13 protein-coding genes are annotated in these 12,838 nt (G+C 63.7%); 6 read left to right on the forward strand and 7 right to left on the reverse strand.

What is annotated here, in order from left to right; genetic code table 11:
- Positions 1-85 precede the first annotated feature (85 nt).
- From coaD to ASE89_RS16425, 7 genes are all read right to left on the reverse strand, one after another.
- Positions 86-607: a pantetheine-phosphate adenylyltransferase gene (coaD, locus tag ASE89_RS16400; RefSeq protein WP_031394988.1), complete on the reverse strand. Its 522-nt coding sequence runs from the start codon at positions 605-607 to the stop codon at positions 86-88.
- A gap of 21 nt (positions 608-628) precedes the next feature.
- Entirely contained in the window at positions 629-1,528 is a 900-nt protein-coding gene (locus tag ASE89_RS16405) for a polyprenyl synthetase family protein (protein ID WP_056679858.1), read from the reverse strand.
- Positions 1,529-1,535: 7 nt separating this feature from the next.
- On the reverse strand, positions 1,536-1,775 hold the full coding sequence (locus ASE89_RS16410; protein ID WP_056679860.1) for an exodeoxyribonuclease VII small subunit: 240 nt from the start codon (positions 1,773-1,775) through the stop codon (positions 1,536-1,538).
- 165 nt (positions 1,776-1,940) lie between these two features.
- Positions 1,941-2,069, reverse strand: coding sequence for a hypothetical protein (locus tag ASE89_RS21475; RefSeq protein ID WP_269082968.1), 129 nt, complete (start codon positions 2,067-2,069; stop codon positions 1,941-1,943).
- Positions 2,070-2,144: 75 nt separating this feature from the next.
- The gene (locus tag ASE89_RS16415; RefSeq protein WP_236701837.1) at positions 2,145-3,791 is read right to left on the reverse strand and encodes a GGDEF domain-containing protein; all 1,647 of its coding nucleotides are present in this window, start codon (positions 3,789-3,791) and stop codon (positions 2,145-2,147) included.
- Positions 3,792-3,942: 151 nt separating this feature from the next.
- Positions 3,943-6,261, reverse strand: coding sequence for an ATP-dependent Clp protease ATP-binding subunit ClpA (clpA, locus tag ASE89_RS16420; RefSeq protein WP_056679866.1), 2,319 nt, complete (start codon positions 6,259-6,261; stop codon positions 3,943-3,945).
- A 143-nt stretch (positions 6,262-6,404) separates the two neighbouring features.
- Positions 6,405-6,599, reverse strand: coding sequence for a DUF1192 domain-containing protein (locus tag ASE89_RS16425; protein ID WP_031394982.1), 195 nt, complete (start codon positions 6,597-6,599; stop codon positions 6,405-6,407).
- A 118-nt stretch (positions 6,600-6,717) separates the two neighbouring features.
- On the opposite strand from ASE89_RS16425, the gene ASE89_RS16430 reads away from it, so the two are divergent.
- The 6 genes from ASE89_RS16430 to ASE89_RS16455 all read left to right on the forward strand — a co-directional run bounded on the left by ASE89_RS16430 (position 6,718) and on the right by ASE89_RS16455 (position 12,755).
- Positions 6,718-7,698 (forward strand): NAD(P)H-quinone oxidoreductase, encoded by a 981-nt coding sequence (locus tag ASE89_RS16430; RefSeq protein WP_056680804.1) that lies wholly within the window; start codon positions 6,718-6,720, stop codon positions 7,696-7,698.
- A 159-nt stretch (positions 7,699-7,857) separates the two neighbouring features.
- A complete protein-coding gene (locus ASE89_RS16435; RefSeq protein WP_056679870.1) occupies positions 7,858-8,739 on the forward strand; it encodes a UDP-2,3-diacylglucosamine diphosphatase in 882 nt (293 codons plus the stop codon).
- Between the two features lie 45 nt (positions 8,740-8,784).
- Positions 8,785-9,819: a glycosyltransferase family 4 protein gene (locus ASE89_RS16440; RefSeq protein ID WP_056679873.1), complete on the forward strand. Its 1,035-nt coding sequence runs from the start codon at positions 8,785-8,787 to the stop codon at positions 9,817-9,819.
- Positions 9,820-9,930: 111 nt separating this feature from the next.
- Positions 9,931-10,608, forward strand: a complete 678-nt coding sequence (locus ASE89_RS16445; RefSeq protein WP_081874195.1) for a DUF1013 domain-containing protein — start codon at positions 9,931-9,933, stop codon at positions 10,606-10,608.
- Positions 10,609-10,728: 120 nt separating this feature from the next.
- Positions 10,729-11,850, forward strand: a complete 1,122-nt coding sequence (locus ASE89_RS16450) for an MBL fold metallo-hydrolase (RefSeq protein WP_082451645.1) — start codon at positions 10,729-10,731, stop codon at positions 11,848-11,850.
- A gap of 35 nt (positions 11,851-11,885) precedes the next feature.
- Complete coding sequence (locus ASE89_RS16455) at positions 11,886-12,755, forward strand: dienelactone hydrolase family protein (protein ID WP_056679879.1); 870 nt, start codon at positions 11,886-11,888, stop codon at positions 12,753-12,755.
- The last annotated feature ends 83 nt before the right edge of the window (positions 12,756-12,838 follow it).

The following is a 12,838-nucleotide window of genomic DNA, read 5'->3' on the forward strand; positions in this document are numbered from 1 at the left end:
GGGCCGACCTTGAAGCCCGCCGCTTAGAACAAATCCGTGCTTGCGCCAAACTGAACATCGTCTGCCGACTGGCGTCCCGCGCGCGTCAACTTCCCTTGCGGCCGATCTGATTGACGCGGGCAATGACCTCTTCACTGACGGCAGGCGGCACGAATTTGGCTATGTCCCCGCCGAAGAGCGCGATTTCCTTGACCAGCTTGCTCGCAATCGGCTGCAGCGCGACATCCGCCATCAGGAACACCGTCTCGACCCGCGGATTGATCTGCTGGTTCATCCCCGCCATCTGATATTCATATTCGAAGTCGGCGACGGCACGTAGACCGCGGACGATGACCTTTGCGCCTTCGCGCTCGGCAAAATCCATCAACAGAGAATCGAACGCGACCACGTGGATCTCGCCGGCCACGCCGTCTACCTCACGCCTCACCATCGCCATGCGTTCCTCGATCGTAAACATCGGCGATTTGGAGGCATTCGTCGTGACGCCGACGACCAGCCGGTCGACCAGCTTCGCGCCACGCCGGATGATGTCCATATGGCCCAGCGTGATCGGGTCGAACGTACCCGGGTAAACACCGACCCTTACGGTCTCGTGGCTTGCCGTCATGGTCGGTGTCTCCGGAAGAGGTCAGCGGTCGCGGTCAAGCACGAAGCGTGCGATCTCGCGGAGCAGATCGGCCTCGCGGCCATAGCTGTGCAGATGTGCGATCGCCTGGTCGACAAGCATGCGGGCCTGTTCACGCGCGCGATCCGCGCCGAGCAGCGACAGGAACGTCTCCTTGCCCGCACCGGCATCCTTGCGGAGGCGTTTACCCGCCGCCGCCTCATCGCCTTCGGCGTCGAGCAGATCGTCGGCGATCTGAAAGGCGAGCCCCAGGTCGTGCGCATAGCCGCGCAGGCCAACCCGGCCCTCGGGCGCAATCCTGCCAAGAATGGCGCCTGCTTCGACAGACGCCAAAATCAGCGCACCGGTCTTCATCTGCTGAAGCCGGGTGACAGTGTTCAGATCGAACCGGGCATTCTCCGCCTCGAGATCCATCATCTGGCCGCCGGCCATCCCAGTCGGGCCGGACGCCTTGGCAAGGTCGAGCACCAGATCAGCGCGCACGAACGGATCGGGGTGCGTTGCCGGGTCGGCGAGGATCTCGAACGCCAGCGCGTGGAGGCAGTCACCTGCGAGGATCGCGCATGCTTCGCTGAACATCTTGTGCACGGTCGGCTTGCCACGACGCATGTCGTCATCGTCCATGGCCGGGAGATCGTCATGGATCAGCGAATAGACATGGATCGCCTCGATGGCCGTGGCCACCCGCGCCGCACAAGCACGGTCGACCCCGAACAGGCTGGCGGTCGCGAAAACGAGCAACGGGCGTAGCCGCTTGCCGCCGCCGATCGCGGCATGACGCATCGCGCGATACAGATCCGCACGCGGATCGTCGGGGATCGCCAGCAGGACATCGAACTGTGCATCGATTTCCGCGGAAACCTCGGCGAGCGCGTCCGCCAGCGATTGCGGGAAGGCCGTCATGCGCGGCTCAACTTGCCGCGAAGGGGCGAACCCCAGCCGGCTTACCCTCGGCATCGAGCCGGATCGCTTCGATCCGCGCCTGCGCAGCGTCGAGCCGATCGGCACAACGCTGGCGCAGCTTGTTGCCGCGTTCGTACAGCTCGATCGCCTGCTGCAGCGGCGTATCACCACGCTCGAGCTGCCCCACGATCGTCTCCAGCTCTTTCAATGCCTCTTCGAATGAGAGGTCTTCGGTCGGCGTTTCCATGGGTGCTGCTATGGAGCAGGCGCGCGACGGGGGTCAAGGACGCGTCGACGGCGGAGGCTATGCCGCGACCGGCACGCGCCGAGTTTGCCGCGAATTCTAGCGCAGCCGGTCGACGGTCCAGGTGTAAAGCACCGATATGCCGATCAGCCCCAGGTCGACTGCGGCCTACATCCTGTGCGGCGCGGGGTCGGACGGGTCATGCGTGATGAGGCGGATATCCGCCGTCGGTCGCGGCATTACTGCGAGCGTCAGCACCAGCGCAGCGACAGCGAGGGCAGCCTTACGATTGCGCATCGTCATTCTCCCGGGGGAAGCTCCATCCTGACGTTGTCAATCCGCTTTGACAAGCCGCGGCACCAGGCACCGCACTCAGGCGGCCGAGACGAGGCTGACCGCGCTTCGCGATCGATCGCGGCCCGCCGCCTTGGCCTCGAACAAGGCGCGGTCCGCGTCGCGGTAGAGCGTCTTCCAGTCGGCGTCGTGCAACAGGGGGCCGGTACACGTACCGATGCTGGCGGTGACGGTGATATCATACGGCATCGACTGGCCGCGGACACGGTCGCGGATTGCGCAGGGCGAAACCGATGTCGAGGCATCGACGAGGATAGCAAACTCCTCGCCACCAATTCGGGCGATGAGCGTATCGGTTGGCAGTGCGCTGCGGAGCGCACGGGCGAAGGCCCGCAACACCTCGTCGCCGCCATCATGACCGATCGTTTCGTTGACCCGCTTGAAATGGTCGATGTCGGCGATCAGCAGCGTCTGCTCGCCGGGGCGGCCAATCGCGCGTGCCAGGAAGGCGCGACGATTGAGCAGGCCGGTCAGCGGGTCGGTATCGGCAAGCAGGCGCGCCGCGATCTCCTGTTCCCGCGCAGCGTCGCGTTCGCGGCTCAGCAACAGGATGCGATAAGCAATCGCCGTGCTCGACAGAAGCGCCTCGATCGCCATCGCGATGACCGTCGAATTGTCGACCAGCAGGCTCGGCTCGACCATCCCGAAGCTGCTGGCGATGCGAAGCCCCGACATGACGATCGGTGCACCCCACGCAAGCGCAAACAACCAAAGATAATTGCTTCGTACGCGCCACGCGCGCCAAAGGATGATCGCCACGACCCCGATGAACCCGAGATAGGCGATCGACATGCCGGTATCGAGCACATGGATCGCGCGTGGGGCGAGCATGACCCAAAGCCCCGCCATGCCGACCAGCCCGACCATCACCGCACTGCTGAGCGACCGTACCCAACTCGAGAACACGGCACGTTCGAAGAAGCTGCGGGCGAAAAGGAGCGCTGCGCTGGCGGATGCGGCCAGAAACAGTATGTTGAGCCGCTGGCGGTCGTTATTGTCGAGGCCCGTAAAGACTTGGCCCGCAGCACCTGACGACGTCGATACATAGGCCAGCAGGCACAGGACGAGGAGGCAGTAGACTGGCTGGAAAGCCTGGCGAAGCGCACCCCATAGCGCCAGATTGTAAACGATCAGCGCGATCGCCATGCCGGCAAACGCGCCGTAAAGTGCGCCGCGCACGATCTCGGTCGTCGCCGCCTCGCCATGATCCGCCAGTACCGGCTGCAGGATGACGCCGCGAAGGTTCGTGGCGCCTTCGACATGCCACAGGAGGCGCACCGGTGGCGCGTCATGGCGCGGCAGCGGTTGCGAGAGGACGGCGCCGAGGTTCAGGATCTCATGGGCGGTTTTTGGCGTGACGCCGACATGGCGAATCGCACCATCGGCATAGCGGACGTAGAGCGTGATCCGCGTCATCCAGATGCTGCCGATACGCGCGCTGGTGCCGCGTAGCTGAGCCGCGGGAAGCGGCTGTGACAGGACCCAGAAATCACCCGGGCCAAATCGGCGCTGTGGGGTGGTGCAGTCGAATCGTTCCGGCGTTTTGAACAGGGCCGGCGCCGTCATGCCGGGTGCTGCGCGGACGAGACAGGTCGCCAGGGGGAAGGCGGTCGCGGCGGCGGGCTGTGCAGTCATCAAGCCGAGCGTCCACAGCAGCAAGACCATGACCCACCGCATATATGCCCGTATCCCCATGACATGCCTCGTAAAGCGCGTTCGGCAAAGAACGGTAAACGTGGCTGGCTATGGCACAAAAAAACCCGGCGGCAAGCGCTGCCGCCGGGTCTCATAAACGCGGCTTGCCGCCGTCTCGCTGCTACTTGGCAGAGACGGGTTCAGCCTTCCCCTTCTTCTTGGGCTTTTTCGGCGCCGCACTTTCAATCGCGAACGAAAGCGCACCATCCTTCATTTTCACCGTCACCTCGCCGCCATGGACCAGTTTCCCGAACAGTAGCTCCTCGGCAAGTGGCTGCTTGATCTTTTCCTGGATCAGGCGGCCCATCGGACGCGCTCCGTAGAGCTTGTCATAGCCCTTCTCGGTGAGCCACGCCTTCGACTCGTCATCAAGCTGGATATGGACGCCGCGGTCCGCCAGCTGAAGCTCGAGCTGAAGAATGAACTTGTCCACGACCCGGGCGACCACGGTCGTAGGCAGATAGCCGAACGGCACGATCGCATCGAGGCGATTGCGGAACTCCGGCGTGAACATCTTTTGCACCGCCTGTTCGTCCTCGCCTTCACGCGTAAGGTTGCCGAAGCCCACCGTCTCGCGCGCCATGTCGCTGGCCCCCGCATTGGTCGTCATGATAAGAATGACGTTGCGGAAATCGACCGACTTGCCGTGCTGGTCGGTAAGGCGTCCGTTGTCCATTACCTGCAACAGGATGTTGAACAGGTCTGGATGCGCCTTCTCGATCTCGTCAAGCAGCAGCACGCAATGCGGATTCTGGTCGACCGCATCGGTCAGCAACCCACCTTGGTCGAACCCGACATAGCCCGGGGGCGCACCGATCAGACGGCTGACCGAGTGCCGCTCCATATATTCGGACATGTCGAACCGCTGGAGCGGGATACCCAGGATCGAAGACAGCTGCTTGGCCACCTCCGTCTTGCCGACGCCGGTGGGGCCGGTGAACAGATAGTTGCCGATCGGCTTCTCTGGCTCGCGTAGACCCGCTCGCGCCAGCTTGATCGCCGAACTGAGCTTCTCGATCGCCGCATTCTGCCCGAATACCACGCGCTTCAGATCTGTTTCGAGCGTGGCAAGCGCGAGCTTGTCGTCGGTCGAAACCGATTTCGGCGGGATGCGCGCCATCGTCGCGATGACCTGTTCGATCTCCTTGGGGGTGATCGTCTTCTTGCGCTTGTTCGGCGGCACCAGCATCTGCATCGCACCGACCTCGTCGATCACGTCGATCGCCTTGTCGGGCAGTTTGCGGTCATTGATGTAGCGCGCGCTTAGCTCCACCGCCGACTTGATCGCGTCGGGGGTGTATTTGACGTTGTGGTGATCCTCGAACGCCGAGCGCAGGCCCGCCAGAATCTTGATCGTATCCTCGATCGTCGGCTCGTTCACATCGATCTTCTGGAATCGCCGCAGCAGGGCGCGATCCTTCTCGAAATGATTGCGGAATTCCTTGTACGTCGTCGAGCCGATGCAGCGGATCGTGCCGCCCGACAGCGCGGGCTTGAGCAGGTTTGACGCATCCATCGCACCGCCGCTCGTCGCGCCGGCACCGATAACTGTGTGGATCTCGTCGATGAACAATACCGCGTCCGGCATCTTCTCCAACTCATTGACGACTGCCTTCAGGCGCTCCTCGAAATCACCACGATACCGGGTGCCTGCCAGCAATGCGCCCATGTCGAGCGAATAGATTACCGCCGGCTTGAGCACGTCGGGGACCTCGCCCTCGACGATCTTTCGCGCGAGACCTTCCGCGATCGCGGTCTTGCCGACGCCGGGATCGCCGACATAAAGCGGATTGTTCTTCGACCGGCGGCAGAGGATCTGGATCGTCCGATCCACCTCAGGTCCGCGTCCGATCAGGGGATCGACCTTCCCGTTCTTGGCTTTCTCGTTCAGGTCGACCGTGAATTGCTTGAGCGCGCTTTCCGTCTTGCCCTTCTCCTGTCCCTTGGTCGGCTTCTCGTCGTCGGCACCCTTGGGTGTCGAAGCTTCAGTCGGCTGCTGTCCGCCCTTGCCGACGCCGTGGCTGATGAAGCTGACCGCATCGAGGCGGCTCATGTCCTGCTGTTGCAGGAAATAGACGGCATAGCTTTCGCGCTCGCTAAACAAGGCAACGAGCACGTTGGCACCCGTTACTTCGTCGCGGCCCGAAGACTGGACGTGAAGGATGGCGCGCTGGACGACGCGCTGAAAGCCGCTCGTCGGCGACGGATCGCTTGCGGCATCGACCTTGAGCGCATCAAGCTCGGTGTCGAGATAATGCGCGACCGTGGTTTTCAGCTCGCCCAGATCAACGTTGCAGGCTCCCATGACCTTCGATCCGTGCTCGTCGTCAATCAACGCCAGCAAGAGATGCTCTAGCGTCGCATATTCGTGGCGTCGGGACGATGCAGCCTCGAGTGCCTTGTGCAGGGTGGTCTCGAGGGCGGGTGCAAATGACGGCATTTACATTACTCCTGTCGGGCCACGCAGACGCAGGCCCTTTGCCACTATGTCGGAACGGTAATCGATCGCATCAAGCACTTGACCCCGCCGGCCTGCGTTCCTGCACCGTCCAAATGCGGACCGCCGAGACGAGGTCGAGGACATCACCGTCTAAATAGGTCGTCGGCGCTGGCGCGGTGGCTGATCGCTCGATCTTTTTTCAACTGGCAGCGCGCAATCTCGCCTTGCAGCACGGTGATCCGCGCATCGAGCTCGGCGACCGAGAGCGAGTCGATGTCCTGACGCACGAGCGCATCGAGGAAATCGTCGGGACGAGAGGGGGCGTCATCCGGATCCATTGCGCCTGTAACGTTGACCCGCACCGGAGTGATGTCAATAAGGCACGGAAATCCAATGGGGCGTCTCGATCACATGACTGCAAAAACCGCGACTCCGCGTTACATCGTCCCTGACGTCATGAAGGCAATCGATCCCGAAGCCCCGGGAGGCCCTGAAGTGCTCGTCCTTGTGGAGCGCGCCGTGCCGCATCCCGGAGCCGGCGAGGTCCTCGTCAAGGTCGCGGCGGCGGGCGTCAATCGTCCCGAGGTGATGCAACGGCAGGGTAAATATCCGCCGCCGCCCGGTGCCCCGTCGATCTTGGGCATGGAAATTGCCGGGACGATCGTAGCGGTCGGCGACGGGGTCGGCGAGGAACAGATCGGGCAGCGGATCTGTGCGCTGATCACCGGCGGTGCCTATGCCGAGTATGCGGTTGCCCCGTTCGGCCAATGCCTCTCCGTGCCCGAAGCGCTAACGATGGTCGAAGCCGCGGCGATGCCCGAGACGCTGTTCACGGTGTGGACCAACCTGTTCGAGCGTGCCTATGCGACTGAAGGCGATACGGTGCTCGTCCATGGCGGTACGAGCGGGATCGGCACGATGGCGATCGGCTTGTGTGCCATCTTCGGGATCGACATCATCGTCACCGCGGGCTCGAAGGCGAAATGCGAAGCCGCGCTCAGCCTCGGCGCGACGCACGCGATCGACTACAAGACCGAGGACTTCGTCGAACGGGTCAAGCAGATTACCGGCGGCAAGGGTGTTGCGGCCGTACTCGATATGGTGGGTGGCGACTATGTCGCGCGTAATCTGCAATGTCTGGCCGAAGACGGGCGGCACGTGTCGATCGCGGTTCAGGGTGGGGCGAATGCGACGGTGCCGCTGTTCGAGATCATGCGCCGTCGTCTGACCTTGACGGGATCGACGCTGCGCCCGCGTGATACCGCATTCAAGTCGCTCGTGGCCGATGAACTGGCGCGGACGGTCTGGCCGCATGTCGAGGCCGGCAAGCTCAAGCCAGTGATCGATCGCGTCTTTGCCTTTGCCGACGCCCCGGCTGCGCATGCGCGGATGGAGGCGGGCGATCACGTCGGGAAGATCGTGCTGTCCATGACGTGACGCGGGCATGCCTGACCAGGCTGTCCCCGAGCCGTCTCTGCAATTCGTGACGGAGGCTGTGCGTCGTCCGATGACTTAGAACAGTCACCGGACTGCGACTGCCATGTCATATTGCGCCGCTAGACAGGACTGCAACGAACAGAATTGCGGGGCAGGCCGATGGACACCGTCACGTTTCCAACCGACGCGTTGCCGATAGCCGATGTGGCGGACATCGCGGACTTCATCCATTCGCGACCCGTTGTGCCCGAACGCGTGGTCGACCGGCGGCAATATCGCACGATCTGGATTTCCGACGTCCATCTCGGCACGCGTGGCTGCAACGCGGCGATGCTCAACGACTTTCTCGACCATGTCGACAGCGAGACGATGTTCCTGGTCGGCGACATGATCGATGGCTGGCGATTGAAGAAGAAATTCTACTGGCCGGCGGCGCATAACGACGTGCTGTGGCGGCTGCTCAAGCGCGCGAAGCGCGGTACGCGGGTCGTCTATATTCCGGGCAACCATGACGAGGTGTTCCGGCAATATTCGGGGCTCGACTTCGGTGGGATCTCGATCCGGCGCAAGGCGATCCACGAGACCGCCGACGGCCGCCGCCTGCTGGTTCTGCACGGTGACGAGTTCGACGCTATCACGCTGGCGCATCGCTGGGTCGCGCATATTGGGGATGCGGCGTACACATTGCTCATGGGGCTCAACCGGTGGGTGAATGGCGCGCGCCGACGCCTCGGCATGCCCTATTGGTCGCTCTCGAAACACGCCAAGGCCAAGGTCAAGAACGCGGTCGCCTTCATATCGCATTTCGAAGAAGTCGTCGCGCACGCGGCCGGCGTGCGGGGGGTCGACGGCGTCGTGTGCGGACACATCCATACGGCGGAAATGCGCGATATCGCCGGCGTTGCCTATTATAATGACGGCGACTGGGTCGAAGGCTGCACGGCGCTTGTCGAGCATTTCGACGGGCGGATGGAACTGCTTCACTGGGCAGACGAAATCGCCGCGCGTGAGGTCGATAACATCGTCACGCTGGCCGCCTGACCCACGTCAATTCGGCTCATGCCGCGGTTACCCAAGGAGACCCCGATGCGTATCGCGATCGTCACCGATGCCTGGAGCCCGCAAGTCAACGGCGTGGTTCGCACCCTGCAGTCCGTCCGGCGGGAACTCGAAGTGACGGGTCATCAAGTGCTGATCATATCCCCCGCGCAGTTCGCCTCGATGCCGTGTCCGACCTATCCCGAGATTCGGCTGGCCTTTGCACGGTCGGGTGCAGTCGGACGATTGCTCGAAAGCTTTGGCGCCGATGCGATACACCTCGCGACGGAAGGTCCGGTCTGCCTCGCCGCACGAACCTGGTGCCTGGCTCGAGATTTGCCGTTCACAACTGCCTATCATACCCAGTTTCCCGATTACATCGCGGCACGGACGGGTGCGAACCCCGCCTGGATATGGCGCTATATTCGTTGGTTCCATCGTCCCGCCGAGTCGATCCTGGTCTCCACCCCCTCCGTCGCGGCAACACTTACTGCACAAGGCCTGCATCAGGTTCGCGAATGGGGGCGAGGCGTCGATTTTGCACAATTCGGGCTGGACGGCGCCCGCGATCCGGAGATGGCGGCGCTGCCCGGCCCGATCCTGCTCTATGTCGGGCGCGTCGCCGTTGAGAAGAATGTCGAGGCCTTCCTGTCGTCCGCGCATAGGGGAACGAAGGTCGTCGTCGGCGACGGACCCGCGCGCGCCACGCTTGCACGTCGCTTCCCCGATGCCGTGTTTCTTGGCCAGCGTGACGGACAAGGGCTGGCGGCGGCCTATCGTACCGCGGACGTCCTCGTCTTTCCCAGCCGGACCGACACCTTCGGGCTGGTCATGATCGAGGCGCTCGCGTGCGGGACGCCGGTTGCGGCCTATCCCATCGCCGGCCCGATCGACGTACTCGACCCGCGCGTTGGCGTGATGCATGAGGATCTCGACGAAGCGATCGCGGCGGCACTGACCCGCGATCCCATCGCCTGCGCCGCCTATGCTGCCCGGTACAGCTGGCCCGCAAGTGCGCGCCAGTTTCTGCGTGCCCTTGTTCCGCTTGCCCGTCCACTCGATCGACCGCGCATGGCGGCATGATGCGACGCGACGATCGCGCGCTTGCCTGTTAGTCATGGGCGCACTAAGTCGTGTGTCATGTCAGGCCGCTCCGAAAGGGGCGGCCCTTTCTATTTTTACGGAGTTTCCGCCGTGGCCCAGCCGCTCATGCCCCATGCGACCGCCGCCTGGATGGTCGACAACACTGCGCTCAGTTTCGAGCAGATCGCAGATTTTTGCGGTCTGCACATTCTCGAGATCCAGGCGATCGCCGACGACACCACGTCGACCAAGCTGACGGGGCGCGATCCCGTCCGCGCGCATGAGGTCACGCAGGACGAGATCGACAAGGGCGCGGCCGATCCCGATTATCAGCTCAAGATGATCAAGGGTCCCGAGCAGGTCCGCCGGACCAAGGGCCCGCGTTACACGCCGGTGTCCAAGCGCCAGGACAAGCCCGATGGCATTGCCTGGATTATCCGTAATCATCCCGAGATCACCGATGGCGCAATCTCGCTGCTGATCGGCACGACGCGCACGACGATCGCTGCGATCCGTGACCGCAGCCACTGGAACATCGCCAACATCACGCCAAAGGATCCGGTCACGCTCGGCCTGACGTCGCAGCGCGAGCTCGACGCCGCGGTTGCCAAGGCCGCCAAGGCGGCGGGTATGGAAGCACCGACCGACACGCGTCTCGAAGGTGATCGTGAGGCGCTGCTCGAGCAGCTTCGTAACGAGCGTACGCAGGCAGCGGCGGACGCGCAGTTCGTCGCAGAGGGCGGTGTCCTGCCGGTCAAGCCGCTGTTCGACGACCCCTTCAAGCGCTGAACGTTCCCGGTCCCCGCGTGGCGCGGTCCGGGGGCGGTACGGGCTATCGGATAGGTTTGCGGTCCTGACGGCGCGGGGATGGCCGGCGGCACAGGGCGTTGAGGGCATGCGGCATGGCTGATGCGCGTGTCGGCCCGGGGACTATCGCTGGCGCCTGGTGGTTGCTACCTGCGGCACATGACTTCGCCGCCGGCTCCACAGGATGAACCGCTAACACACAAGGGGCTGGTCTACCCCTTAGGCCACCGCGAGCCCGAACCCGGTAACGTATTTCGCATCGCTCCCGGCGTTGACTGGGTACGCCTCAAAATTCCCGGTCCGCTGCGCCACGTGAACTGCTGGATGCTCGCCGACGGCGACGGCGACGCGCTCGTCGATACGGGCATGAATACGCCGGAAGCTCGCGACGCGTGGACCGCAATCCTGGCAGGGCCGAAGTCGGGCGTCCGCATCACCCGCGTGATCGGCACGCATTTTCATCCCGATCATATCGGCCTTGCTGGTTGGCTGTGCGAGGCGCACGACGCGGCCCTCGTCATGACCCGGGGCGAATGGCTGACCGCACGAATGCTGGCCGCTGATGCCCGGGATGCCGTTCCTGCCGAAATGCGGGCATTCTGGCGCGGTGCGGGCTGGGACAGTACGCAGATCGCGCATGCCAGCGCGAAGGGGTGGGCGGGATTTCGCAAGATCATCACGCCGCTTCCGTTGGGTTACACGCGGATCAGCGACGGTGACGTGTTGACGGTAGGGCGCGATGACTGGCGGGTCGTGATCGGGTCGGGCCACAGCCCAGAGCATGCATGCCTTCTCAACGAAGCATCGGGCATCCTGATTGCCGGGGATCAGGTTCTGCCCCGTATCAGCCCCAATATCTCTTTGGGCATCACCGAGCCGCATGCGGATCCGCTGGGCGAATGGTTTGCCGCGATCGCCCGGCTCAAGGCATTGCCCGCAGATTTGCTGGTCCTGCCGGGGCATGGCGATCCGTTTACTGGTCTTCATACCAGGCTTGGCGCGATGGATCGTGAGCACCGCGAACGGCTCGACGAACTCGCTGCCTTTCTCGCCGAGCCGCGTCGTGCGGTCGAGTGTTTCGGACGGCTGTTCCGGCGCGCAATCGGCCCCGATCTGCTCGGCATGGCGACGGGTGAAGCGCTCGCGCATCTGCGTCGGCTCGAGGTCGAGGGTCGCGCCGTTCGGGACAGTGTCGATGGCGTGTGGTGGTGGCGCGCAACGTGAGCTAGCATCGGATCAAAGCCGGCAGGAGAGGCCCAATGTGCGACGAGCATACCGCAGACGATAACGAACACTATCTCGCCGCCATGTCGCGGCGCCAGTTCGGCGTGATGACCGGGGCCGCAGGCCTTGCGATGCTGTTGCCCGTGCCGGCCGATGCGAAGCCGATCAGCGGACGCGACGTGTCGATCAAGACGCCCGATGGTCAGGCTGACGCCTATTTCGTCGCGCCGGCCACCGGGACTCATCCGGGCGTGCTTGTCTGGCCAGACATCATGGGTCTGCGCCCGGCGTTCCGTCAAATGGCAGATCGACTCGCGCAGTCGGGTTATGCCGTCCTCGTCGTCAATCAATTCTATCGGTCGACCAAGGCACCGTTTCTCGGCCCCGGCGAATCATACGACCAGCCGGCCGTCCGCGCGCGAATCGCACCCTTTCGTGACGCGCTTACACCCGAGGGTACGGTCCGTGACGCCAAATCCTTCACCGCGTTCCTGGATGCGCAACCGCAGGTGGATCGCAAGCGCGGGCTGGCGACCACCGGCTATTGCATGGGCGGGCCGATGGTGATCCGCACCGCTGCTGCGGTATCGGGACGCATCCGCGCGGGGGCGACGTTCCACGGCGGGGGGTTCGTGACCGACACACCCGACAGCCCGCATCGGCTGATCCCTGCATTGAAAGGTAGCTATCTGATCGCGATAGCGGCGAACGACGATGCGCGCGCACCGACCGAGAAGGATGTCCTGCGGGCGGCCTTCGTGACAGCGAAGCGTCCGGCCGAAATTGAGGTCTATCCGGAAACGATGCACGGATGGTGCCCGCCCGACAGCAAGGTCTATAATCCGGTGCAGGCGGACCGTGCGTGGGGCCGTATGCTCGCGCTGTTCGCCACCGCGCTGGCGTAAGATCCATCGCCGCTTCGTTCGACGGCACAACCCGCTGGGTGCGATCCGCGATCGCATCTTGACGGCATGGCATCGCCATTAGA

The organism is Sphingomonas sp. Leaf30 (assembly GCF_001422525.1).
Classification (GTDB): domain Bacteria; phylum Pseudomonadota; class Alphaproteobacteria; order Sphingomonadales; family Sphingomonadaceae; genus Sphingomonas; species Sphingomonas aerolata.